The organism is Variovorax rhizosphaerae (assembly GCF_037889975.1).
In the GTDB taxonomy this organism is placed as follows: Bacteria; Pseudomonadota; Gammaproteobacteria; order Burkholderiales; family Burkholderiaceae_C; genus Variovorax; species Variovorax rhizosphaerae.
Window position 1 is genome coordinate 356,913 of sequence record NZ_JBBKZT010000005.1, and the last position, 24,985, is coordinate 381,897.

Sequence of the window (24,985 nt, forward strand, 5' to 3'; positions counted from 1 at the left end):
CCCGGCCCAGCCCCGGCACTGCGGCCGGGCAGGGCGGCGGCGCGTTCAGCGGCATGCGTTGACCGGGTCGTCCCAGAACGCGATGTGGCCCCCCATGTCGTCCGACGCCAGCGGGGCATCGGGATTGAACGCCGGTGCAGTGACTGCGGCGCGATGTCCCGTCAACGCACCATCAAGCATCTTGCCGGTGGACAAGCCAACGAGCCGCGTGGCACCGGCGGCGCATTGATCCGTCGGCGGCCCTTCTTGCGCGAATAGGAAATGAACACCCGCGGGCGGGCCGGGCGTTGCCGGTGTCGCCTTGTCCTCCTCGCCCGCGCGGCCAGTCGCGCAGTGCCCCGAGGACCGTGTCTCGCACTGTGCCTGCACGAATTGTTCGTGGTCGACGTGCCTGGGCGCGTTGCCTGCAAGCAGTCTCCATCCCACCAGCCAGCCGAATGCGCCGAGCTGACTCACACAGCATGGTGCACACGGGAGCAAGAGGTTTTCGATGCCGAACGTGTGTTTGGGGCCGTATGCCCTGCGTGATCGTTCCGAGGCGAAGCGCAACGCCTTGCGGGCCACGTGCGTGACGGATCGGCCTGGCCTGGTGGCAGATCCGAGAACGCAAGCCGAGAGTTCCGACGCTGCGGCGGAGCAGTCATATGGCTTGGGTCTGGTGGACTTCGCCGCTTGTGCACTCGAAAATCGCCAAGGGTTGCTGGGGCCAAGGGTCGGCATCCAGTCAAGTTTTGCAGCGATCCAAACTGGAAGGATGTCATGCCTAACTACAGTCTGAAAACACCGGCCGAAATCGCTGCATTGCTCGCGCAGCACGGCGCAACGATCGGGTCATTCAATCAGACCAAATTTCAGGAGGAATTGGGCGTGCGTGGGGGGAACATCGTTGCGGGTGTCGGAGGCCAGTCGCTGGGCTCTGGCTACTGCGCAGGCGTGTGCCTGGATTGGGCGCGCCGCGTGCTGCTCAGCCAGCCGGGGCGGGAGAACTTCGTGACTTACGGATACGACGCCATGCGCGCGGGCCGAGGCACGAAGGATGGTCGCACCTTGGCGGAGAGCAAGGAGCGCGCATACAACTCGGTGGCGCGAATGGGAAATGCCTGGATCGCAAACAACACCCTTGATTGGGAGGGGGGCGCGGTCAGCGCAGTAAGGCCAAGTTCATGGGCGGCAAAGGCGTCCCAGCTTGAAGCCCAGCAACCAAAAGGCAAGTCCTTTACCCAGTTGACGATGATCACCAGCAAGATGGCCACCTACCCGCCCGGGGATGTCTGGTTGTCGGACCTGGAGACCACAGGCCTCCAGCCCGGTGCGGTCACCAAGTTCGGGTTCGGGCGAGTTGCGCAAAGCGGCCATGCCGTGGCTGTGTGGCAGCGCAAGGCCGTGCGCACCGATGCGGACTCCTTCTACCTGTTCGATCCGAACTTCGGGGTCTTCTCGTGCAATGCGGATGGCCTCAAGGCAATGTTCAGAATCCTCTTCTACACCAGCATGTCCAACACGGCTTATTACTCGACATGCTCTTCAGCGAGGGCGCAAGAGATGAGCTACATCATTTTCGGCCCTCCGAATCTGGTCGGTGCAGCGCTCGCGCCAGGCGCAACTGCCGCGCAGGTTCCGTCGACTGGGGCGCAGGCAGCCGGGCAGCCGGCCACGGGCGCAGCCGTGAATCCCTACAGCCCCGGCAGGCCGGCCCTTGCGGTAACGCCTGGCAGGACTGCGTCGGTCGCGCCGTCTCTATCGCCGGCCGATGCTGCAAGAGCTGCCCTCAAGGCTCAGTTGATCAAGGAAAACGATGAAGCCAATCGACAGATCCCGACTTTCGGCAATCAGCGTATTCGCAATGGCTATGTGAGGATTTCCCACTCACTGAAGACAAAGTTCGAAGCGAATCCGCCAACCAGGAGCCCGGTGATCCTCACGCATGGCAGCGAGTTTGCAATGGCCAAGGACCACATGACGCAAGTCATCGCCATGCTCTGATTTTCCTCACGCAGCTGCGTGTTACGCCCTTGCCGAAGATCATGAGACCTTCAGGCGCCGGCGACCGGCAATTCCACGCGGAAGACCACCCGCCCATCCTCGTGCCGGTAGCTGATCCTGCCGCGATGGCCCTTCACGATCTCGCTCGCGATGTAGAGGCCCAGTCCCAGTCCATTGGGGTTGCGCACATTGCCGCGCGAACGCTCCTTGAGCGCCTCGAACAGCACGGCTTCCGTCTCCGGCGGAATGGGGCCTGACGCGTTCGACACCGTCAGCACCGCAGTGCCGTCCACGGCTTGCAAATGCACCTCGACCGGCTTGCCTGGCACACCGTGGTGACGGGCATTGCCGATGAGGTTGCCGACGGCTTGTGCCATGCGATCCGCATCCATCTGCACGCTCAGCGCCGGCGGCAACTGCGCGTGGATGAGCGCGCTGGGGTAGGCCAGCGAGGCTTCCTCGATCAGCCCGCGCACGATGCCGGACAGGTCGGCCGGACGCAGCACCAGCCCCAGGCCCAGCCCGCCGTGCAGGCGGCTCATGTCCATCACCTGCGAGATCAGGCGTTCCATGCGCCCGGTGGATGCGGCGATGCGCTGGCCCATGTTGGCGCTCGACGTGCCGTGTTCCAGGATGCGGGCGGCCATGCTGATCGACTGCAGCGGGTCGCGCAGGTCGTGGCTGAGCACGGCGAGCAATTGCGAGCGGGCGCGTTCCATCTCGGCGCTGCGCGCGGCCGTGGCGCGGCTCAGTTCATCCAGCAGCTGGCGTGCAATCTGGAGATCGATGGCATCCCACGGTACCGCCGTGCCTTCCACCATCTGGCGCCATTCCGCGAGCGATCCGTTCGGCGTCAGCCGCGCGCCGAGCGGGCCCACGCGCGCCACCTTGTCCGCCGGCCCGCTCCAGGTGATGGTCTCGACCTGCTCGTGACGCAGCAGCACCAGCCAGCCGTGGTGCAGTCGGTCGAAGCGCATGGCCAGCAGCCCGCAGAATGGCCTCGCGCCGTCAGGACGCAGCGGCGGGAACAGCGTGCCCTCGCTGAGTGCGATGAAGTCGTCCTTCTGCGCGTCCAGCCAACGCAGGAGCCGTGAGGCGGCCTCGTCGGGGAGCGCCTCACTTTGCAGGCGCTTGCCCGCATGCGACAGCAACAACGCGTCGGCCGCGATCGCCTGCCGCGCTACCGACTCCAGCGCCTGCACGCCTGCGCCGCCTTCGCGGCCTTCGACGCCTTGCGACACGATGTCGACCAGCCGCGAACGCACGACGGCCGCCGCCGACTGCCGTGCCGCGCCCGCTTTCTCCAGTGCCGCCTGCACCGATGACGACAGAATCTGCGACAGCACGTCGCAGGCCATCCGGATCGCATAGGGCACGCGGTGCGCGGTGGCATGGTGGCAGGCGATCAGGCCCCACAGCCGGCCGCCGACCACGATGGACACGCTCATCGAAGCCGCCACGCCGATGTTTTTCAGGTACTCGATGTGGATCGGCGAGACGCTGCGCAGTACCGAATGGCTTAGGTCGAGTGGCGCCTGATCGCCACCGTCTGCGGAGGCAAAGGCATCCACAGGCACCTGCGTGTCGCTGACGTCGGCGATCAGCCGCAGCGTGTTGATGGTGTACAGCCGGCGCGCCTGCGCCGGAATGTCGGAGGCGGGGAAGCGCCGGCCGAGGTAGGGCTCGAAGCTGCCGTCGCAGGACTCGGCGATCACCTCGCCGCTGTCGTCGTGCGCGAAGCGGTAGGCCATCACGCGGTCGAAGCCGGTGAGCTCGCGCACGGCGCCGACCGCCTCTTCCATCATGGCGACGATGTCCCGGCGCCCGCGCATGCGGCTCATGCTGCGGTGCGCTAGCAGCGCGAAGGAAGCCAGTGCACCCTGTCCGGGCCGGCGCTTCTCGAACTCGATGATCAGGCGCCCGGCAAAACCGTGGATCACCACGTCATGCACGACGCCGTCGAAGGCCGCCTCGACGGCCCGCACCGGCACCTCGTCCTCCGTGCCGACCTGTTGCCCCACCTGCGCCAGCGCGTCGTGCAGGGCGGGGTCGTCCGCCAGCTGGGTTGGCAACAGGCGTTCGCCCAGGGGCGGGAGTACCGGCAGCAGTGCGCGCGCGTTGCGGCTGGCATGCGTCAGGACGCCGTCCCGGTCCAGTGCGAGCAGCACGCCGTGCGGCTGGATGAAGCCGGGGGTGTGGATCGGTTCCTTGTCGCAGTTGTCGAGGTTGACGGTGGACAGGGTGACGGGTGAATGGCTCATGTACCTGCCGCGCCCGGCCGCGCGGGGACATCTGGGTTCGATTGCATCGGGCCTCCCTGGGTGATCAATGGAAGGCCTGATTTATACACGTTGACATTCCTTTCAGATGCCCATTAGTGCACGCGGCGCTGCACGCACGATCAATTGCCGGCTTCGACGACGACCACTGGCGCTATCGCGGCGGCATCGGCCGCGCCAACGTCGAACTTTCGTTCTAGGGCATCAGCGGTACTGGGCTGGGCGGCGGCGTGCAGGGCCTTGCCCATTCGCTGCCATGCCCGGCCCCGGAGGTCGGTACCAGGTACATGCAGGTCGGCAACGCCTGGCGGTAGCGGCGCCAGACGTTCCTCGGGAGGGCCCCTCAACGCGCCGCGCGCGCGTAGCCCGACACCACCTTCCACCGCCCATCCTCCAGCTGCGACAACCGCGTGGCGTCGCTGCCCAGGCGCTTGGTGGCGGAGAAGCTCAGCGCGTCGGTGCCGAACATGTCGGCCGGGACGCTGAGCGTGTCCATGGCCTTGATGAAGCTGTCGGTCGTGAGGTCCGGGCCGGCCTTCCCGGCGGCCTTCACGAACAGGTCCATGACCGTGTAGCCGTAGACCGAGACCACGGTCGGGTCTTCGTTGAAGCGCGTCTTGTACTTGTTGGCCCAGAAGCGCAGCGGCGGCGACGCGTCGTCGAGGTACGGATGCTGCGAGGTCATCGCGGCATAGAGGCCGTCCATCGGCTTGCCGCCGAGCTTGGGGACCAGGTCGGTGTAGGCGGCGGTGGTCGCGATGAAGACCGGGTTGAAGCCGGTCTTGCGCGCCTCGGCGATGGTGCCCACGGTCTCGCGGATGATCGTGCCCAGCACGACCAGGTCGCAGTTGGCGGCCTTGAGCCGTGCCACCTGCGAGCTGAAGTCCGTCGCGCCGCGCTTGTACGAAGTCTTCTCGGCCATCTGCATGCCGAGGGTCTTGAGGCCTGCCTCGGCACCGCGCAGCATCTCCAGGCCGGCTTCGTCATCCTGGTAGAGCGCGCAGGGCTGCTTCAGGCCCTTGTCCTTCATCAGCTTCGGCACCGTCACCTGCAGCTGGTCGAAGTAGGGCACGCTCAGCGCATAGCGCAGGCGGTTGAGCGGCTCGTACATCTCGCGTGCGCCCGTCAGCGGCAGGAAGTTGACGATGTTCTTCTCCTGCTGCAGCGGCAGCACGGCCAGGTTGTGGGCGGTGCCGATGTGCGCGGCCATCACGAAGATGCGGTCCTGGTTGATGAGCTTCTGTGCCGCCAGGATGGCCTTGCGCGGGTCGTATGCCGAATCCTCGACCACCAGCCGCACCCTACGGCCGTGCACGCCACCCTGCTCGTTGAGTTCGTCGATGCGCAGCTGCATGCCCGCGCGCGCCTGCTTGCCGAAGCCTGCCGCGGGGCCCGAGACATCCTGAATCGTGCCGACCACGATCTCAGACTTGCTGACGCCCTGGGTCTGGGCGGACGCAGCGGCACACAGGCCGAGTGCGACGGAAAAAGCGGCGATCTTCAGTTTCATGCGTCTCCTCGTTGATAGGGGAGGCTCTGATCAAGTCATCCGCGGATCGCACATCCTCTGCCCGGGCGGCCTGCGGCGTTGCAAATCCTCGCCATAGCTTCGGCCATGGCTGTGGTTTGCGCCTTGCATCCCATCCCGACCAGGGTCGCGCCCTCTCGCGGCTGACTTGATCAGAGCCTCCTTGACGCAGGATGAGGGTTCGGGCGGCGCGGCCTCCCCCCCGAATCGGGTGGGCGGGCAGGCCCTGATTGGGGCGACGAATGGCGCACGGCAGAAGGCGCGCCTGCCGTTCGTCGGCTGGCGCGCCGCGCTGCCCCAAGGTGCAATTCCCCGCCCCACAAGCGCGCGGGATGATGGTCGGTGCACCGGAATGCGCCGGCGCCGTCAATAAAGGACACCTGCAATGGCCGACCAAGGCAAGCCCAACATCCTGTTCATCATGGCCGACGACATCGGCTGGTTCAACGTGAGCGCCTACAACCTCGGTGTGATGGGCTATCGCACGCCCAACATCGACCGGATCGCGCGGCAGGGCGCGTTGTTCACCGACTTCTATGGCCAGCAGAGCTGCACGGCGGGGCGGGCCGCTTTCATCACGGGTCAGACGCCGATCCGCACCGGCCTCACCAAGGTCGGCATGCCGGGCGCCACGCTCGGCCTGGGTGCGGAGGACCCCTCGGTCGCGCAGTTCCTCAAGGCCTACGGCTATGCCACCGGCCAGTTCGGCAAGAACCACCTCGGCGACCGCAACGAGCACCTGCCCACGGTGCACGGCTTCGACGAGTTCTTCGGCAACCTGTACCACCTCAACGCCGAGGAAGAACCCGAGTACGAGAACTACCCCAAGGACCCGGCCTTCCGCAAGAAGTTCGGCCCGCGCGGCGTGATGAAGTGCAAGGCCAGCGACAAGGACGACACCACCGTCGACGAGCAGTTCGGCAAGGTCGGCAAGCAGGTCATCGAGAACACCGGCCCTCTGACGCGCAAGCGCATGGAGACGGTGGACGAGGAATTCCTCGGCGCGGCCCTGGACTTCATGGAGCGCAAGACGAAGGAGGGCGGCCCCTGGTTCTGCTACTTCAATCCGACGCGCATGCACGTGTTCACGCACCTGAAGGAGTCGTCGCGCGGCAAGAGCGGCTTCGGCCTCTACCCCGACGGCATGGTCGAGCTGGACGGCTATGTGGGCGAGCTGCTGAAGAAGGTCGATGACCTGGGCGTGGCCGACAGCACCATCGTCGTCTTCACCACCGACAACGGCGCGGAGGTCTGCACCTGGCCCGATGGCGGCGCAACGCCGTTCCGCGGCGAGAAGGACACCAACTGGGAAGGCGGCTGGCGCATCCCGTGCGTGATGCGTTGGCCCGGCGTGATCGAGCCCGGTTCGGTGATCAACGACATCTGCTCGCTGCAGGACTTCATCCCGACCTTCGCGGCGGCCAATGGCGAGACGGACCTGGTCGAGAAGCTGAAGAAAGGCCACCCGGTCGGCGAGAAGACCTTCAAGGTGCACCTGGACGGCTACAACCTCCTGCCCTTCCTCTCCGGCAAGGAAAAGACGTCCCCGCGCACCGCCTTCCTCTACTGGAGCGACGACGGCGACATGATGGCGATCCGCATGGGCAAGTACAAGATCGTCTTTTCCGAACAGCGCAGCCAGGGCATCAATGCATGGCGCGAGCCGCTGTCGCCGATGCGCGTGCCCAAGTTCTACGACCTTCGCGCCGACCCCTTCGAGCGTGGCGAAGAAAGCATCAAGTACAACGACTGGTTCATGGAACAGAACTTCCTGCTGTACAGCGCGCCGCCGGTGATCGCGCAGTGGCTGGAGAGCTTCAAGGAGTTTCCGCCGCGCGCCCGCGCCGCGAGCTTCAGCATCGACCAGGTGGTCGAGAAGCTGATGCCGAAGGGCTGACGGCTTGGCGAGAGAAGAAGCGTCTTCGCTCGCCACGCCCGACAGTCGACCTCAGGCGATGCTGCACGCCGTGGGGTCGCAGCCCGGTGCGGCACGAAGCAACGGATGCCGACCTCGGCCACCTGCAGGGGCCAGAACGCGCCATCGCCGTGTGCATCGATTGAAGTGGCTCACACCCTTCATCTCAGTTTTCCACAACGCTATCGCGTGACCCGCGACGCATGAAACCAGTGCGAGCAATGCCTGTTCGTGGGCACCCGCGGAACCGGCTCTGCCGGGCCGCTGGGTGCGCCCCCTTGAGGGGCTGAAGGCCGCGGCTCCAAGCCTGCCTGCGCAGGCTTGGACGGCCTGCAAGAGCAGCCGCCTCTGGCGGCCGCCCGGGCGCCGCAGGCGTATTCGGGGGTGGGTTCCATTTCAGGGAACGGGCGTGAACCGTTGCAAGCGCTTGCCTGTGTCCACCTCGGCCGTATAGATGTTCCCCTTCGAATCGATCGCGATGTTGTGCACCCAATGGAACTGCCCGGCCATCCGCCCATTGCGCCCGAACGCGGACACCTCGGCACCCGTCTCGCGCGACAGCACATGCACCTGGTTGTTCGCGCCGTCCGCCACGTACATCCAGGTCTGCTTCGGGTCCGGCGACAACACCATGTCCCAGACGGACCCGATCAGCCGGGTGTCCTTGGCCAGGAAGAACTCGCGCACGAACTCGCCGGACTTGCGAAACACCTGGATGCGGTTGTTCTCGCGGTCGCAGACATACACCATGCCGTCCTTCGCGAGACGCACGCAATGCACCGGGCTTCCGAACTGCTTCGACGGCGGCGCGGCCGGGTCGTAGGTCGTCTTGGTGTCGTCCGGCTTGCTTCCATAGGCGCCCCAATGACGCTTGTAGGCACCGGTGGTTGCGTCGAACACGATGACACGCCGGTTGCCGTAGCCGTCCGCCACGTACAACTCGTTGGCCGCCGCATCGACTTCCATGTGCGCTGGCTTGCCGAGCAGCTTCATGTCGTTGCTGCCGCCGGTCTGGCCCGCCTTGCCGATCTGCAGCAGGAACTTGCCGTCCGCCGTGAACTTGAGCACCTGATGGTCCTGGTCGGCGTTGCCGGCGATCCAGACATTGTCTTGCGGGTCGACGTAGATGCCGTGCTCGCGCTTGGGGAAATCGAAGCCGGCGCCCGCCATGCCCCAGGAGCGGAGGACCTTGCCATCGGCGTCGAACTCGACGACCGACGGTGCGGGAATGCAGCAGGCGGCGCGCGGGGGATTGAACGACGCGGCCTTCTCGTCATCGGTGAAGCTGCCCGGCCGATGGATGATCCAGATGTGGTCGTGCTTGTCGACGGCCACGCCCGCCACGGCGCCGAACAGCCACTTGTCGGGCAGCGGCTTCGGCCAGTAGGGATCCACGGCGTACCGCGTGGCCGCGGGCGCACTGCCGACGCCCGTCGATGCGCAGGCGGACAACAGGAGCGACGCGGCGCCCATCATCAAGGCCACTGGCAAGCTCGCCAGCACGGATCCCAGGTGCTGCCGCGTGCAAGCCGCTTGGAGTCGTTCGATGAACATCATGGGGGTGGTCCTCCGTTGGGGATTGCCATTCTGTAGCCGGATCATTCGCCACGCCGCGCGGGTTTGGACAAATACTCCTTCGACTGCGCTTCGCTCTTGGTGGGCGTCACCTTGTCGGGGTCGATGCGGACCATGAGGTAGTCGATGTGGTCATCGATCTTCGTGAACCAATGGCCGGTCCCTGCCGGGATGACAACCACGTCGCCTGCCTTGATGTCGTACGCGACGCCATTGCGAACCTCGGAGCCGTTGTTGCCAGGGCCGTTCTGCAGCACGACGGTCGGCATCGTGGCGGGGCGCCTCTCCCTGTTGAGGATGTCAGGGCCCAGCACCAGCGTTGCGGAGCCCGAGATCACGTGATAGACCTCGCTCACATGGTCGTGCTCCGCCACGGAGTTGGGCGACGGCTTGTCCAGCTTGCCGCGATGCACGCGCCCGATGCCGACGTTGGCCTTGCCGATATCGACGGCCCGCACCTGCTGATCAACCAGCTTCTCCTTCAGGGCCTTCTGCGCATAGGCATCCATCTCGAAAAACGAAATGTAGGTGCCCGGGCACATGGTGCAGGTCGGCTGCGGGTCGGTCGGATTGATGCGTGCCGACGGCGAACCGCTCGATGTTGCGCAGCCGCCCAGCGCGAGCATGGAAGCGAGGCTGCATGTTGCGAGGACTCTCGCCGCGACGGTCGGACGATTGAAGTTCATGTGGCTTGTCTCCTTGGTTGTTCCTGTAGACCCACTACGCGATCGCCAGGCCTTGTCGGGCCTTGAGGCGCTCGGCCAGCCGAGGGTAGACGCGCAGCGCATTGCCGCCGAGCACCTTGGCACGATGCTCCGGCGTGAGCCATTCGACCGCATCGATGTAGCGCTTGGTGTCGTCATAGTGGTAGCCGGTGCGTGGGTCGATGCCCTTCACCGCACCCACGATCTCGGACGCGAACAGCACGTTGTCCGGCGGCACCACTTCCAGCAGCAACTCCACGCCCGGCCGGTGGTAGACGCAGGTGTCGAAGAACACGTTGCGCATCATCTCCTCCAGCGGCGGCCGTTTGAGCTGGTCGGCCAGCCCGCGATAGCGCCCCCAGTGGTACGGCACCGCGCCGCCGCCGTGCGGGATCACGAAGCGCAACTCCGGGAAGTCCTTGAAGATGTCCGACAGCAGGAACTGCATGAAGGCCGTCGTGTCGCCGTTGAGGTAGTGCGCGCCGGTGTGGTGAAAGTTGGGGTTGCAGGAACAGCTCACATGCACCATGGCCGGCACGTCGAGCTCCACCATCTTCTCGAACAGCGGATACCAGTGGCGCTGCGTCATCGGCGGGTCGGTCCAGAAGCCGTCGGTCGGGTCGGGGTTCACGTTGCAGCCGACGAAGCCGAGTTCCTCCACGCAGCGCGTGAGTTCGTCGATGCAGTTCGCCGGGCTCACGCCGGGCGACTGGGGCAGCTGGCACACACCGACCAGCTCGTCGGGGAACATCTCCACCGCGCGATGGATCAGGTCATTGCACGCCCGGGTCCAGTGTTGGCTGGTCGTGGCGTCGCCGACGTGGTGTGCCATGGCGCCTGCTATGGGCGAGAACAGGGTGACGTCCACGCCACGCTCGCGCTGGATGCGCAACTGGTTCTGCTCGAGCGATTCGCGGATCTCGTCGTCGCTGATGGCGAAGTCCGGCGCCAGCGCGTGGCCGGATTCGAATGCGGCTGTCTGGCGGGCGCGATAGTCCTTGAGCGCCGCTGGCGCTGTCGTGTAGTGACCGTGGCAGTCGATGATCATGATGGGTCTCTGGGTGGATGGGTTTGATGCGGGTGGCCTTGCTCAGGCCTCGAAGAAGCAGCCGAGCCTGGTGAGTTGCGCGCGATAGCCGGCGGCGTTGTTGTCGCCCTGGCCGATGGCGGCGAAGGTCTCGCTTTCATGCTTGAACTTCGCAGCCGCCTTGGCGTGCAATGCCTCGACGGAAGCGCGAGGCACGCAGACCAGGCCGTCCTCGTCGCCGACCACGAGATCGCCCGGGCAGACGACCATGCCGCCGATCGAAATGGGCGTGTTGATCTCCCCTGGCCCGTTCTTGTACGGCCCCTGGTGCGTCACGCCACAGGCATACACCGGGAAGTGCTGCTTCCGGATCCAGCCCGAATCGCGCACCGCACCGTGAATGACGATGCCCGCGAACTTCTTCGCAATGCAGTAGGCCAGCATCCGCTCGCCGATGATCGCGTTGGTGAGGTCGCCGCCGGCGTCGACCACGATCACATCGCCTTCGACCGCCATGTTCAACGCCATGTGCGTCATGAGGTTGTCGCCTGGTGCGCTCTTGACCGTCACAGCGGGCCCGCACAGCACGCCGCCCGCGTGCATCGGCCGCAGCCTGGCGCTGCCGGAGTTGAGTCGCGACATGGAATCGCTGATGTTCGCCACGGGGATCGACCTGAACGGGTCGACCCATTCCTTGCCGACGGCATGCCGGCGCTTGAGAACCTGAAAACCGGGTTGCATGAAACTCTCCTTGATCCGCGTGCGCGTCATTCGGCCGTCAGGTTGAACTGGCGGGCGACCTCGACATAGCTCTTGAGTTCCGCTTCGAAGAACGGCGCGAAGGTGGCGGCCGGCATGGGTGCGGGCTCGATGCCCAGCTTGTCGAGCGCCGCGGCCACGTCGGCTTGCTTCATCACCACCTGGATCTCGTCCGAGAGGCGCTGGACCACGGCCGGCGGTGTCTTTGCCGGCGCGAAGAGTCCCCACCAGCCCGTGCCTTCGAGGTCCTTCACGCCGGCTTCCTTCATCGTGGGCACCGCGGGCAGGTGTCCGAAGCGCGTGCTGCCCGACACGGCCAGTGCGCGCAGCTTGCCGCTCGCGATGCTCGGCAGGACTTCGCTGGTCGTCTGGATCATGTAGGTCAGGCGTCCGGCGATGAGGTCGGGCATGGCGGCCGCGCCGCCCTTGTAGAGCACCTGGACCGGGTTGGTGCCGGTGTTCTTGGGGAAGATCAGGTTGGTCGGCGAGCCCGCGCCCACCGCGCCGTAGGAGGCCTTGTCCGGATTGGCCTTCATGTACTCGACCAGCTCCGCCACCGTCTTGAATGGCGAGGATGCGGGCACCACGAGCACGAAAGGCGCCTTGCCTGTGCGGGCCACCGGGACCAGGTCCTGCGAGGCGTCGTATGGAATGACCTTCATCGTTGCCCGGTTGAAGGCCAGGAAGGTCGCGCCCATCAGCAGCGTGTAGCCATCCGGCGCGGCCTTGGCGACGGCGTCCGCGCCGATGTTGGCGTTGGCGCCGGGCCGGTTGTCGATGATGACCGGCTGCTTGAGCCTCGCGCCCAAATGCGTCGCGACGACGCGGGCAATGTTGTCGACCCCACCGCCGGCGGCGTAGGGCACGATCATGCGGACGGGCTTGTCGGGGTAGTCGGCGGCGGCCGACGCGGAGGAAGCGAAGAGTCCCGAGGTGGCGATCCCAAGGGCTGTGAAGATGGCGAGGCGCCGATTCATGGTGTGTCTCCTTGACGTCTGGTTGCTGTGGAACGAAGGTTAGGGATGCCCGGCCATCACTACAATTTCGGTCCACCAGGTGAACCGATGGAAGTCGAAGAATGCGTACTAACCCTGACTCGACCGTGCTCTCAGCGTCGCGCGCGCTCGCCATCCTCGATGTTTTCACCGTGGAAGAGCCGCACCTGGGTTTAAGCGAAATCGGCCGGCGTGTGAAGTTGCCGAAGGCGACCGCGCTCAGGCTGCTCAAGACGCTGGCGTCGAGCGGGTACGTGGCGCAGAACGAGCGTGCCGAATGGCGGCTGGGTCCGGCAACGGCTTCGCTCGGGGCACGCTACCAGGTGTCCTTCGACATCCGCGCGAACATCGAGCCCGCGTTGCGCAAGCTGTCCGATGCCACGGGGCACGATGCCTCGTTTTTCGTGCAGGAGGGCGACCGGCGCGTGCGCCTGGTCAAGGTGATGTTCCCCGATGCGCAGCACAGCAACGCACGCGTCGGCGAGTCCATGCCACTCGACCAAGGCGCCGCCGGCAAGGTGATGCTGGCCGCGATGGGTCAGCGCGGCGAGCTCTACGACCAGATCCGCGCGCGCGGCTTCCACGTGACGGTCGGCGAGGCCAAGAAGGCATCGGCAAGCATCGCAGTGCCGGTGTTCGGCAGCCGCTGGCGGGTCGTGGGGGCGCTGTGCATTGGCGCGCCCGTGGAAGGCAACGTGGAAGCGAGGCTCGCGAAGCTCGCACCCCGCTTGAAGCGCACTGCCGAGTCGCTTTCAGCGAAGCTCAGCTACGACGACGACTCCGCGATCCAGCGCGTGACGACGGCCAGGTCGACATGGCATCCGTAGGCAACGCCGCAGCACGCCGTTCAGATCGCGCCAGCAGATCGGCCCGTCTCCCCGCCACCCCAGGTGCGGCGCAATTGCCCTGGGGGTACTCGTCAGTTCAGGCGATGCTGCGCGCCTGGCCTTCCCAATAGGGCTTGCGCAACTCGTTCTTGAGGATCTTCCCGGCTGCCGACAGCGGCAGCGGCTCCGTGCGGAAGTTGAAGGAACGCGGGCGCTTGTAGCTCGCGATCAGCTCGGCGCAATGCGTGCCCAGCGCTTCCTCGTCCACCTCGAAGCCATCGCGCAGGCGCAGTTCCGCATGCACCGCCTCGCCCCACTTCTCATGCGGAATGCCGATCACGGCGCATTCCAGCACCGCGGGGTGGCGCGCCAGCGCGTTCTCGACTTCGGCCGAGAACACGTTCTCGCCACCCGAGACGATCATGTCCTTCAGGCGGTCGACGATGAAGACGAAGCCTTCCTCGTCCATGTAGCCCGCATCGCCGCTGCGCAGCCAACCATCGACGATGGCGGAACGGGTCTGCTCCGGCTTGTTCCAGTAGCCCAGCATCACGGTCGCACCGCGTGCCACGATCTCGCCGACGGTGCCGCGCGGCACTTCGTTCATCTCCTCGTCGACGATGCGGATCTCCGCGGCCATGCTGGCGCGGCCGGCCGCACGCAGCAGGCGCGCGTTGGGGCCTTCGACCGCATGGAACTCGGGGCGCAGCACCACCACGCCGCCCGACATCTCGGTCTGGCCATAGCCCTGGAACAGCTGGACGTTCGGCAGCGACTTCATCACGCGGCGCAGCAGCGCTTCGGAGATCGGCGCGGCGCCGTAGATCATCTTGCGCAGCGAGCTGACGTCGGTGGGCACGGCCTGCAGGTAGCGGTCGATGAAGTCGATCATCGTCGGCACCATCAGCGTCATGTTGACCTTCTCCGACGCGATCATGTTGCAGATCAGGGCAGGGTCGAAGCGCGGCGCAACCACGTGCGTGGCGCCGGCCGAGGTGTAGCTGAACATGGAGCTCAACGCGGCCAGGTGGAACATCGGCGCCACGTGCAGGAAGACGGTGTCCTGCTCGTACGGGCATTCCATCGCGAAGGTGACGGTCGCCAGCACCAGGTTGTCATGCGACAACATCACACCCTTGGGGAAGCCCGTGGTGCCGCCGGTGTAGATGATGGCGGCCATGGCCTCGCCCTGGCTGGCGCGCTCGGGCAGCGGCGCGTGGTCGGCGATCAGCGATTCATAGGACACGAGGCCGGCTTGGGCATCGTCGCCCATGTAGACGGTGCGGCGCGGGTCGAAGCCGGGCAGCTTGCGGGCCAGTTCGACGAAGTCCTGGTCGACCAGGAACAGGGTGGGCGCGCTGTCCTGCAATGCGTAGGCATGCTCGCCGGGCGCCCAGCGCGTGTTGGCGGGCACGACGACGCAGCCGGCCCAGATCACGGCATAGACGGTCTCGATGTAGCGGTCGCTGTTCGAGGCCAGGATCATCACGCGTTCGCCGGGCTGCACGCCCATCGCTGCGATGCCGCCGGCCAGGCGCGCGACGCGGTTGGTCGTCTCGGACCAGGTGCGGCGGCGGTCGCCATACACGGTGGAAGTGCGGCGGGGGAAGAGTTGCGCAGAGCGGCGCAGGGATTGGGTGATTTGCATGATTTGTCTCCGTTGTGTTTAAAGAAATGGGATCAGTTGTTGAGGGCGTCTGCCACGCCATAGACCTCGAAGCGGGCCTGCACTTCGGCGATGTTGTGGCTCAGGATGGCCAGGTCGTAGGTGGTGCCGTCGCGGTCCTTCACGTGGTCGTGCAGCACGGCTTCGGCGCGGAAGCCAAGCTCCTCGAACACGGCGATGGCCGAGCGCTGGTCGACCGTCATCTGCACGATGAGTTTTTCGAGGCCCATGCCGAGGGCGAGCGCGAAGCACTCCTGGATCAGCAGGCGACCCAGGCCGCGGCCGCGCCAGTGCGGCGAGGTCATCACGCGCAACTCGGCCACGTGGCGCGACCACGAGTGCACGTCGGCGACGATGGCCGTGCAGCCGATGAGTTCGCCGTTCGAGCGTGCGGCCAGGCTGGTGATGCTGCCTGCTGCAATCGCGTCAAGCCAGGCGGTCACGACCTTCGGGTGGCTCAGGTCGCGGCGTGCGAACAGGAGGTCGTGTGTCGGCAGCTTCTGGATGAAGGCAGCAACCTGCGCGCCATCCGCCGGCTTGAGCAGGTCGACCTCGACGGATGCGTTGCCGAGCAGGTGCTTGCGCGGGTACGCGCGAATCTGGGTGTTTGTGTCGTTCATCATTCGGATCTCGTTGAAAGCCATTGATCGAGTGCGGGCCACATGCGCTTGACCGCGTTGGGGCCGGCCACCAGGCTGACGTGGCCGCCCGGCAACTGGATTTCCGTCTTGTCGGTGGAACTCGCCTGTGCCACCAGCGGCGCGGCGCATTCGGGCGGCACCAGGTGATCGAACTTCGCGGTCACATGCAGCAGCGGCACGCGGATGTCGTGGATGTCGACGGTGCGCCCGCCCACGCGCAGGGTGTTGTCGTTCAGTGCGTTCTTCCAGACCAGTTGCTTGACGGTCTGGCGCAGGTATTCGCCCGCGAGCGGCAGCGTCTCGGCGCCGAAGCGGTCCATCATGCGGTAGCCCTTGACGTACTGGTCGTTCCACATGTTGTCCCACAGGCGCACCTGTGCGGCGACGTTGCTGATGGGGCGGTGCGCCTCGAAGGCGCCCATCACCACGCGCGAGGGCACGTTGCCCAGCGTGTCGACCAGGCGGTCCACATCGAAGTGGCGCTTGTCGGCCATCGACTGAAACAGCGTCATCTTCGACCAGTCGATCGGCGTGGTGAAGCACACCAGGTTCTTCACCGGTCCGTCCGGATGCAGGGCCGAATAGATGGTCGCGAGCACGCCGCCCATGCAATAGCCGACCAGCGTCACGTCCTGCTCGCCCGAGCGTTCCTGTACCCGGCGGAGGCAGTCGGGGATGAAGTCGAGCGTGTAGTCCTCGAACTTCAGGCGCTTCTCGTCGAGCGTCGGTGCGTCCCAGTCCATCACATAGACGTCGTAGCCGCGCTTGAGCAGGAACTCGATCAGGCTCTGGCCCGGCGCCAGGTCGAAGATGTAGCTCTTGTTGGTGGTGGCCATCACCAGCAGCAGGGGGACGCGGTAGACCTCGCTGCTCTGCGCGTGGTAGTGGTACAGGCCGAGGGTGCCGCGGCGGTGCACCAGGGTGCGTGGCGTGGTGCCGACGGCCGGCGCCGGCGAGCCGAGGTATTCGAGGCCCTTGAAGCTGCGCTGGATGGCGCGGTCGACCTCGGTGCGCAGGCGCTGCGTGAGGGACGCTTGTTCGCTCTTTGCGGCGACGTTCATTCGGGAAGCCTCTGTGCTGCGCGCTGGGGCATTCGCGTTGGGAGTGGCCAGCTGGCTCATGTGTTGCTCCCTGCAGCGGAGACGCGAGCGCGTCGACTCGATGGCGCAGTGGTCGCTGCACGGTCGCCGGGTGTCACGACCTTGGCCTCTGCCGAAGCGGCGTGGGCCGCCAATGCTGGCGCGGCGACCGGCGCACGCTTGGTGCGCGCCGGCCGATGCGCCGGAACAGGCGCCGGCAACAGCAGGTCGAGCTTGTCCTCGATGCGGCGCATGGTCGCGGCGACGGCCTCGAGTTCGCTGCGGCTCGGCAGGCCCAGCCGCTCGTAGAGCCTGGCCAGGTTCTTGTCGAACAGGTGTTGCGTGCCGAGGCCGGCGCGCAGCACCAGGGCCAGCGCCTGGGAGAACTTCTCGGTCTCCATGTTGCGCGTGGCGACGGCGTTGATGCCGCCTTCGAGGCGGTCGATGGCCTCGCGCCACATCGCCAGTGGGTCGAGGAGTTGCTTGGGGCTCATGTGGATCTTTCCGGGGAGGGCCGGTCGCGCATGTCGCGCTGCGGCGAGGATTCATTGGGCTTGCGGGCCTGCATGCAATGCAGGCTCGTGGCATGCGGCCAGGTCTGGCGCGCTTCGAGGCCGTTGCCTTGGGCGACGGCACTGCGGCGCAAGAAGGCGCCGGGCACGTAGCGCGACTCGGCCACGCTGCGTGCTGCGATGTCGGCGGTCCGCGAAAGGCGACCGAACAGCGCCAGCCAGACGCGCTCGGCCGTGGCCCAGCCGATCACCGAGGTCATCAGCAGTTCGCCCAGCGGCCTGAGCGCTGCGACCAGCGTGTGGGCGGGACCGTCGGCGATCTCGACGGTGCAGTCCGTCGCCGGTTCGCCGCGGAAGGCGAAGTTCAACGCGGCGGCGATGCGCTGGAGCGCGTCACGCCCGCCGTTGATCACCGAATCGAAGTTGAGGAAGCCGTGGATCTGGCCGGGGTAGTGCAGCAACTTCACCGGCACGCCGGCGGCGCGCAGGCGTGCGGCATAGTCCAGGCCGTCGTCGCGGATCGGGTCGAAGCCGGCGCTGACGACGAGCGCGGGCGGCAAGCCCGACAGGTCCGGCTGGCGACGCGGCGAAAGCCACGGATCTTGCGCATCGGTCACTTCGCCGACGTGCGACAGCACGCCACGCAACACTTGCTCGGTGATGAGATAGCCCTTGGCGTTCTCGACGAGCGAAGGGAACTCCTCCACCAGGTCGGTGGCCGGATAGGCCAGCACCTGCAGGCTGAGCTTCGGCCCGCCATTGCGCGTGACGTGCTGCGCCACGGCGGCGCAGATGTTGCCACCGGCCGAGTCGCCTCCGATGGCCAGCCGCGCCGTGTCGATGCCGATCGTGTGGCCGGTCTCAGCGACCCAGTGCAGCGCTTCCAGGAAGTCTTCGCGGCAGGCCGTCAGCGGATGCTCGGGCGCGAGCCGGTAGCCCACGGCGATGACGATGCAGCCGGTGGCCAACGCGATGCTGCGGCAGATCGAGTCCGCCGAGTCGAGCCCGCCGACGATGAAGCCACCGCCGTGGCACCAGAGGAACGCAGGGCGCGGCTTCAGCGAAGGCCCGGTGGAGAAGATCCGCAATTCGATCGGCCCGCCGGGGCCGGCGATGGTGCGCTGGGTCACCGAAGCCACGCGCGGCCGCCGGCCCATCGCCAGGGACATCAGCCGCCACACCTTGCGCTGCGTGCCCACCGAGCGATCCGTGATCTGCCCCGGCGCCAGGTTGCACCAGCGCAGGAAGGCGCGGACTTCACGGTCCGGCTTCCCTGATCGCAGGGTCAATGGCATGCCGCGCGTGGCGAGGCGATTCGATTCGGTGGTCATGGACGAGGATGGCTTCTGGGGGGTAGGGGTCTTCATGCACACAGGATGCGCAGGGCTGCGCTGCGCCTCACCCCCCGGCTCGGGGGGCGGGCAAATCCGGCTTTACAGGCGTTGAAGGTGTGAAGATTTCGTAGCGAGGGCATCGAGGTCGGGTCGAGGAGCGGAACTGCACTCGCGTGCAGTGAGCACCGCAGGCCCGAGATCGGTGGCCGCAGTAGAAAGCTTCACACCTTCAGGGTTCGATGCGCTTCATCTTCGATGTGTCCATGCGCACCATGCCGAAGGCCATCCCATAGAGCAGGTTGCCCTGCGAATCGATCTTCACCGGCGCATACATGCCGTTGAACATCGGATTGGCGCCGCCGCGGATCGACATCACCGTCTTGCCGGTGTCCAGGTCCATGCCGATGTGATGGCGGTCACCCCAGCGGCCGGCGAAGTAGCCGTCGACGATGGCCATGTTGCTGCCACCGCTGATCATCGGCACCACCGAGATCGACGACACGTCGTTGCGCGACCACTTCTGCGTCCACGCATGCTTGGCGTTGTCCCACTTGAAGCCGGCCGCACCGACCGGGCCGGGACGCGTGGCGCCATTGACCAGGTTGACGTAGAAGCTGTCGCGGCTGAGTTGAGGCTCTTCCTTGGTCAGGATGTTGTTGACCACGAAGGCCTTGTCGCCATAGATGGACACCGATTGCTCCGACTGAACGATGTCCTGGCCTGGACCCATGTCGACTTCGATCTGGTCGGCGATGCGCGGCGAGGACGTGCCGGGCTTCTGCTTCCAGCCGGCCGGAATGCCGTCGCGCCAGAAGGAGACCAGGCGCATCTTCTTCGCGCCGTCGGTGATGACGACCAGCTTGTCGTCCTCTGGCGCAAAGCCCATCAGCGTCGGCGTGGAGCCGGTGCCGTCGCCGATCTTCGGCGCGCCCATGGGGACGCCGCGGTCGTATTTCGCGGACCAGGCGCCGCTGGCCTCGTCGTCGCGGATCTTGCCCTTGGCATCGACCACCAGGCGGTACATGGTGGTGTTGGAAGCCACATACACCGCGCCGCCATTGGCCTCGGGGCCGGTGGCAAAGCTGTTCATGAAGGACTCGTCGGCGCCGGGGGTGGTGTAGCTGTCGATGATCTCCAGCGTCTCGCGGTTCAGCGTGATGACCTTGCCGCCCAGCGTGTTGATGACGATGAAGCCGTTGAAGCTCATGCCCATGCCGAAGGACATGTCACCCGGCAGATGCGTCTTGGCACGGGCGCGTTCGTTGTCGAACAGCGACACGGGCAGCGTGGTGAAGCGCGCCGGTTTCATGCCGGAGTTCGGGTCCTTCGGATCGACCTGGTCGATGCGGAACACCGTGCGGCCGTTGCAGCCGATGAAGGCGTCGTCGCGCGTCAGCACCGCGTACACGGCGCCGTTGGCGACCTGGTCGGCGGACGCCGACGACGCGCGGTTGGGCTGCGACTTCAGGTACTCGAGCAGGCCCTTCTCGTCCTTGGCCTCGATGAACTTCTGCACCGCCGCGGCCTGGGCGCGGCGCTCGTCGGCGCTGATGGGCGCGTAGTTGGGCAGCTTGACCGGGATGTCGCTGCGGGCGATCTCGACCAGCTTGCCGTCCATGGTCTTGACCTTGCGCAGGCCGAAGCCCGACCACCACCACTGGATGTCCTGGCCGGCGACGGTGTCCATCATCGAGGGCAGGCCCACCGACTCGTTCGGGATCAGTTGCACCGACTCCGGCGTGATCTCGAAGAAACCGCGCGGTACGGCAATGTCGGTGCTGTCGGAGGCGGCGTCGTCCCAGTGCGTCTGGTTGTTGTACGACTGCGCGAGGTAGGGGTTGTGCTGCTGGGCGAGGGGCTTGCCTGCGTAGGCCGACACGGTGGCGAGGGCAGCGACGGCGATGGCCGAGGCGAGGCGGAATGGCTTCTTCACGAGGAATCCTTGTTGCATGGATGGGTTGCGTTTGGGGTGTTACGCAACCATGTCTCGATGCCGTTTGTCTCCAGCCCGGTGATGTCTGCGTATGGGTATGAATGGTCGGGCGAAGGGCGCCGCGACGCCCCACCCCAGGCGGGTGGCGGGCAGTTCTGGGGGGTGAGGGCTTACCCATCCACCCGAATCGGGTGGTTCGCCGCAGGCGCGTCGCTGCTTCACTGCAAAGCAGCCGCAGGGTTTGTCTGCGCGCGTCTTCGTCAATCCTCGATCCCACTCATGAACATCACCCCACAGCCCGCGCCACGTAGTGGCTCTGACACACACCTGGTGCCCACCATGACCCGGACCTTCAGGCCTCTTTCCAACGGCCAACTGCTCGACCTGGCCGGCACGTTGTCCGTGCTGGACCCCGCCACGGAGGAGGTCCTCGCCCGCGTGGCCGACTGCACGCAGCAGGTTCTCGACGCGACCGTGCAGGCCGCACAGGCGGCTTTCGAAAGCTGGCGCCACACGACCCAGGCGGAGCGCCGCGAGCGCGTCGAGGCACTTGCCGCCCGCCTCAAGGAACATGCCGATGAACTCGCCCTGCTGCTGACGCGCGAACAAGGACGCCCTCTCGCCATGGCCAAGGCCGAAGTGCTGGGCTGCGTGCAATGGTTGCGCGCCTTCGCGCAGATGGAACTGCCCGTGACCGAGCGCACCGACAAGGCCGGCATGACCTGGACGACCCGCCGCGTGCCGCTCGGCGTGGTCGCCGCCATCGCGCCATGGAACTTCCCGCTGATGCTGGCCTGCTGGAAGCTCGCGCCCGCGCTGATGGCGGGCAACACCGTCATCGTCAAGCCATCCCCCTTCACCCCGCTCACGACGCTGCGCATGGGCGAGCTTGCGGCCGACCTGTTCCCGGCCGGCGTGGTCAATGTGCTGTGCGGCGGCGACGCGCTCGGCCCTCGGATGACTTCGCACCCCGGCATCGCCAAGGTTGCCTTCACCGGCTCGACCGCCACCGGCCGCCGTGTAATGGCTTCCGCCGCGCCCACCCTGAAGCATGTGACGCTGGAACTCGGCGGCAACGACGCCGCCATCGTCATGCCCGACGTGGACGTGCCGAAGACTGCGCGCAAGCTCTTCATGGGCGCCTTCCTCAACTCGGGGCAGGTGTGCGTGGCGGCCAAGCGCATCTACGTGCATGACGCGATCTACGAAGCGTTTGCGCAAGCGTTTGCCGCCGCTGCCAAGGCTGCGCCGATGGGCGCTGGTACGCAGGAAGGCGTGATGCTCGGCCCGGTGCAGAACCGCCCGCAGTACGAGCGCGTGAAGGAACTCATCGCCGCCACGCGCGATGCGGGCCACAGCTTCCTCGCCGGGGGTGACGTGCCGGAAGGCCCCGGCTATTTCATCCCGCCGACCGTCGTCGACAACCCGCCGGACGATGCGCGCGTGGTGGTCGAAGAGCCCTTCGGGCCGATCGTGCCGCTGCTGCGCTTTTCGGACGTCGACGAGGTCGTGCGGCGCGCCAACGATTCCGAGTTCGGCCTCGGCGGCTCGGTCTGGTCCGGCGATGTGGCGCAGGCGAAAGCGATCGGCGCGCGGCTGGAGACCGGCACGGTGTGGATCAACAGCGTGCAACTGCTCGATCCGCTGTCGCCCTTCGCGGGCCGCAAGCAGTCGGGCATCGGTGTCGAGAACGGCATCGAGGGACTGCTCGAGTTCACGGCCGTGCAAACCATGGTGGGTTGAGCTCCACACCTTCTCCCGCGTCTCTCAACTCAAATTCAGATCCAAGCGAAATCCAAGTTATGCAAATGCGCTCCAAAGCCGTTGTCTTCCGCGCCGACGGCGTGACGGTCCATGTCGAAGACATCCTGGTCGACCCGCCGGGCAAGAACGAAGTCATGATCAAGGTGGGTGCTTGTGGCGTCTGCCACAGCGACCTGTCGGTCACCAACGGCACCTTGCCTTTGCCGGCGCCCGTCATCCTCGGCCACGAGGGCGCGGGAGTAGTGTGCCAGGTGGGCGAGGGCGTCACCGACCTGAAGATCGGCGACCACGTCATCAGCAGCTTCGTCAACACCTGCGGCAAGTGCCGCTACTGCACCAGCGGCAAGCCCAACCTCTGCGACATGGGCAACACGACCCCCTGGACGCTGCCCGGCGGCGTGCCGCGCACCAGGGACGCCAACGGCAAGCCGCTGAACGCGATGGGCGGCTGCGGCGTGATGGCCGAATATGCGACGCTGCACGAGAACAACGTCGTCAAGATCACACCCGGCGTTCCGCTGGACCGCTGCGCCCTCATCGGCTGCGGCGTCATGACCGGCTGGGGCGCAGCCTGCAACACCGCCCAGGTCGAACCTGGATCGATCTGCGTCGTCTTCGGCGCCGGCGGCGTCGGCCTGAGCACCTTGCAGGGCTGCCAGATTGCCGGCGCCACGATGATCGTGGCCGTCGACATGCTCGCGAGCAAGCTGGAGATGGCCAGGCTCTTCGGCGCCACGCATGTCATCGACGCCTCCAGGAGCGAGAACGTCCTGAAGGAACTGCGCAAGCTGACCGGCGGCGGCGCCGACTACGCCTTCGAATGCGTTGGCCACGGCGAGATCGTCGCGCAAGCCTATGCCTGCGTGCGCAAGGGCGGCACGGCGGTGGTCGTCGGTCTTGCGGGCCCGGCCAACTCCACCACGCTCAAGACCGCCAGCTTTGCGATGGAAGAAAAATGCCTGCGCGGCAGCTTTTACGGCTCGACCAGCCCGCGCCGGGACTTCCCGCGCCTGCTGTCGCTGTACCAGGCGGGCAAGCTCAAGCTCGACGAACTGATCACGCGGCGCTACCGCATCGACGAGGCAGCGCAAGCCTTTGACGACCTGGCGCAGGGGCGCAACGCTCGGGGCGTGATCGTGTTCGATTGAGGACGGGTGACGGGTGACGGGTGACGGGTCGACACGGAGGGCGAGGCTGGTCCCGAGGGATCACTGAAAAAGTTCTCGCCGATCTCTCCTGGTCCGGAAGGCCACGCGAGTGACAACGGACGAGCGCACGCCAAGTCGGATGCAGGTGGTGGTGCTCGACCCCGCCACCACCGGTGACATCCGCGTGGTCAACCAGGGCGTGCGCGACCTCGACACCAACGCCAACAGCTTCATCGATGCCTCATCCCACCGTCACCGAAAAGCTGAGGCAGGGCACTACCGTGGTGATGAACACGAGATCACCTGCCAGCGATTCTTCCGGCCTGTCTGCATCTCGCGGGCATGCGTCAATGCGCCACGATGCAGGCATCGAGGACATGCTGTCGTTTTCGGGAAGAACGCGATGAAGACTGCCGGGGTGGCGATGCTTGTTGGGTCCGTTCACCTGGGTGTGCGCGGCGGAGACATCTCACTTCAAGGGTCGGCGCCGCCTGCACACCCGGCAAACAGGCCTTCATCCCGCCGATCGTCGACATCCCGCCCTTCAGCCCCATCCGCAGTAGCACGCAGGCATAGCCTTGACGCACGCACAGCTGCGATGATCGGGCGTCCTGGCTTCAAGGAGGCAACGTGCTCATCGTCCACCATCTCGGCAAGTCGCAGTCGGAGCGCATCGTCTGGCTCTGCGAGGAGCTCGGCCTGACCTACGAACTCAAGCACCATGTGCGCGATCCGGTCACCGCCCTGGCACCGCCGGAACTCGTCGCGTTGCACCCGCTTGGCACGGCCCCCGTGATCAGCGACGGCGAGCTTCTGCTGGCGGAGTCCGGCGCCATCGTGGAATACATCATCGCGAAGTACGGCGATGGCCGGCTGATGCCCGGGCCGGACCATCCCGACTACGCTGACTTCATCTTCTGGTGGCACTACGCCAACGGGAATTTCCAGCCGAACATGGGCCGCAACATGATCCTTCGGCGACTGGATGTGCCGGCCGGCAATCCCATGGCAGCGCGTCTGGGTTGGCGGCTCGCAAGCGCCTTCGCGCTGATCGACAGGCGGCTTGGCGACGTGCCGTTCCTGGCCGGCAAGGACTTCACCGCGGCGGACATCATGACCGTCTTCTCGTTGACGACGATGCGGTACTTCATGCCCTACGACCTGACGCCGTATCCGAACATCCTGGCGTATCTGCAGCGCATTGCAGGGCGCGAGGCCTACCAGCGCGCCATGCAGAAGGGCGATCCGGGCATGCCGCTCTTGCTGACCTGACGACTGGCCTGGCGAGAGCCAAACACAGTCGGATACATTTGTGC

At 66.2% G+C, this 24,985-nt stretch carries 20 protein-coding genes; 6 read left to right on the forward strand and 14 right to left on the reverse strand.

Annotated elements, in window-relative coordinates; translation table 11 throughout:
• Positions 1-45 precede the first annotated feature (45 nt).
• Entirely contained in the window at positions 46-564 is a 519-nt protein-coding gene (locus WKW82_RS13145; RefSeq protein WP_340342723.1) for a WD40 repeat domain-containing protein, read from the reverse strand.
• Positions 565-759: 195 nt separating this feature from the next.
• Here WKW82_RS13145 and WKW82_RS13150 point away from each other — a divergent pair, with 195 nt between their 5' ends.
• Positions 760-1,983 carry a YopT-type cysteine protease domain-containing protein gene (locus WKW82_RS13150; protein ID WP_340342724.1) on the forward strand — a complete coding sequence of 408 codons (1,224 nt, stop codon included), beginning with the start codon at positions 760-762 and terminating at the stop codon, positions 1,981-1,983.
• 50 nt (positions 1,984-2,033) lie between these two features.
• Here the strand turns inward: WKW82_RS13150 and WKW82_RS13155 are convergent, their stop codons facing one another.
• Positions 2,034-4,244, reverse strand: a complete 2,211-nt coding sequence (locus WKW82_RS13155) for an ATP-binding protein (protein WP_340342725.1) — start codon at positions 4,242-4,244, stop codon at positions 2,034-2,036.
• A 361-nt stretch (positions 4,245-4,605) separates the two neighbouring features.
• Positions 4,606-5,772, reverse strand: coding sequence for an ABC transporter substrate-binding protein (locus WKW82_RS13160; RefSeq protein ID WP_340342726.1), 1,167 nt, complete (start codon positions 5,770-5,772; stop codon positions 4,606-4,608).
• Between the two features lie 403 nt (positions 5,773-6,175).
• Here WKW82_RS13160 and WKW82_RS13165 point away from each other — a divergent pair, with 403 nt between their 5' ends.
• Entirely contained in the window at positions 6,176-7,687 is a 1,512-nt protein-coding gene (locus tag WKW82_RS13165; protein WP_340342727.1) for an arylsulfatase, read from the forward strand.
• A 414-nt stretch (positions 7,688-8,101) separates the two neighbouring features.
• Here WKW82_RS13165 and WKW82_RS13170 read toward each other — a convergent pair whose 3' ends face one another.
• From WKW82_RS13170 to WKW82_RS13190, 5 genes are read right to left on the reverse strand one after another with little or no spacing between them, the layout of a single operon-like run.
• Positions 8,102-9,262, reverse strand: a complete 1,161-nt coding sequence (locus WKW82_RS13170) for a peptidyl-alpha-hydroxyglycine alpha-amidating lyase family protein (RefSeq protein WP_340342728.1) — start codon at positions 9,260-9,262, stop codon at positions 8,102-8,104.
• Positions 9,263-9,303: 41 nt separating this feature from the next.
• A complete protein-coding gene (locus tag WKW82_RS13175) occupies positions 9,304-9,966 on the reverse strand; it encodes a cupin domain-containing protein (protein ID WP_340342729.1) in 663 nt (220 codons plus the stop codon).
• Between the two features lie 34 nt (positions 9,967-10,000).
• Positions 10,001-11,032, reverse strand: coding sequence for an amidohydrolase family protein (locus tag WKW82_RS13180; RefSeq protein ID WP_340342730.1), 1,032 nt, complete (start codon positions 11,030-11,032; stop codon positions 10,001-10,003).
• A gap of 42 nt (positions 11,033-11,074) precedes the next feature.
• Complete coding sequence (locus WKW82_RS13185; protein ID WP_340342731.1) at positions 11,075-11,752, reverse strand: RraA family protein; 678 nt, start codon at positions 11,750-11,752, stop codon at positions 11,075-11,077.
• Between the two features lie 26 nt (positions 11,753-11,778).
• A complete protein-coding gene (locus tag WKW82_RS13190; RefSeq protein ID WP_340342732.1) occupies positions 11,779-12,747 on the reverse strand; it encodes a Bug family tripartite tricarboxylate transporter substrate binding protein in 969 nt (322 codons plus the stop codon).
• A gap of 101 nt (positions 12,748-12,848) precedes the next feature.
• Between WKW82_RS13190 and WKW82_RS13195 the strand changes: the two genes are divergently transcribed.
• On the forward strand, positions 12,849-13,592 hold the full coding sequence (locus WKW82_RS13195) for an IclR family transcriptional regulator (RefSeq protein ID WP_340342733.1): 744 nt from the start codon (positions 12,849-12,851) through the stop codon (positions 13,590-13,592).
• Between the two features lie 97 nt (positions 13,593-13,689).
• Here WKW82_RS13195 and WKW82_RS13200 read toward each other — a convergent pair whose 3' ends face one another.
• From WKW82_RS13200 to WKW82_RS13225, 6 genes are all read right to left on the reverse strand, one after another.
• Positions 13,690-15,240: a long-chain-fatty-acid--CoA ligase gene (locus WKW82_RS13200; protein WP_340342734.1), complete on the reverse strand. Its 1,551-nt coding sequence runs from the start codon at positions 15,238-15,240 to the stop codon at positions 13,690-13,692.
• Between the two features lie 32 nt (positions 15,241-15,272).
• Positions 15,273-15,878, reverse strand: coding sequence for a GNAT family N-acetyltransferase (locus tag WKW82_RS13205; protein ID WP_340342735.1), 606 nt, complete (start codon positions 15,876-15,878; stop codon positions 15,273-15,275).
• Positions 15,878-16,960 carry an alpha/beta fold hydrolase gene (locus tag WKW82_RS13210; protein ID WP_340342736.1) on the reverse strand — a complete coding sequence of 361 codons (1,083 nt, stop codon included), beginning with the start codon at positions 16,958-16,960 and terminating at the stop codon, positions 15,878-15,880. Before WKW82_RS13210 ends, WKW82_RS13205 begins: the two co-directional genes overlap by 1 nt.
• A 56-nt stretch (positions 16,961-17,016) precedes the next feature.
• Positions 17,017-17,472 (reverse strand): hypothetical protein, encoded by a 456-nt coding sequence (locus WKW82_RS13215; RefSeq protein WP_340342737.1) that lies wholly within the window; start codon positions 17,470-17,472, stop codon positions 17,017-17,019.
• Positions 17,469-18,821 carry an alpha/beta hydrolase gene (locus WKW82_RS13220; protein WP_340342738.1) on the reverse strand — a complete coding sequence of 451 codons (1,353 nt, stop codon included), beginning with the start codon at positions 18,819-18,821 and terminating at the stop codon, positions 17,469-17,471. The genes WKW82_RS13215 and WKW82_RS13220 overlap by 4 nt, the downstream gene beginning before the upstream one ends.
• Positions 18,822-19,053: 232 nt before the next feature.
• Complete coding sequence (locus tag WKW82_RS13225; RefSeq protein ID WP_340342739.1) at positions 19,054-20,757, reverse strand: hypothetical protein; 1,704 nt, start codon at positions 20,755-20,757, stop codon at positions 19,054-19,056.
• 339 nt (positions 20,758-21,096) lie between these two features.
• On the opposite strand from WKW82_RS13225, the gene WKW82_RS13230 reads away from it, so the two are divergent.
• The 3 genes from WKW82_RS13230 to WKW82_RS13240 all read left to right on the forward strand — a co-directional run bounded on the left by WKW82_RS13230 (position 21,097) and on the right by WKW82_RS13240 (position 24,941).
• Positions 21,097-22,500, forward strand: coding sequence for an aldehyde dehydrogenase family protein (locus tag WKW82_RS13230; protein WP_340342740.1), 1,404 nt, complete (start codon positions 21,097-21,099; stop codon positions 22,498-22,500).
• Between the two features lie 59 nt (positions 22,501-22,559).
• On the forward strand, positions 22,560-23,669 hold the full coding sequence (locus WKW82_RS13235; RefSeq protein WP_340342741.1) for a Zn-dependent alcohol dehydrogenase: 1,110 nt from the start codon (positions 22,560-22,562) through the stop codon (positions 23,667-23,669).
• A gap of 630 nt (positions 23,670-24,299) precedes the next feature.
• A complete protein-coding gene (locus WKW82_RS13240) occupies positions 24,300-24,941 on the forward strand; it encodes a glutathione S-transferase family protein (RefSeq protein WP_340342742.1) in 642 nt (213 codons plus the stop codon).
• Positions 24,942-24,985: the final 44 nt, after the last annotated feature.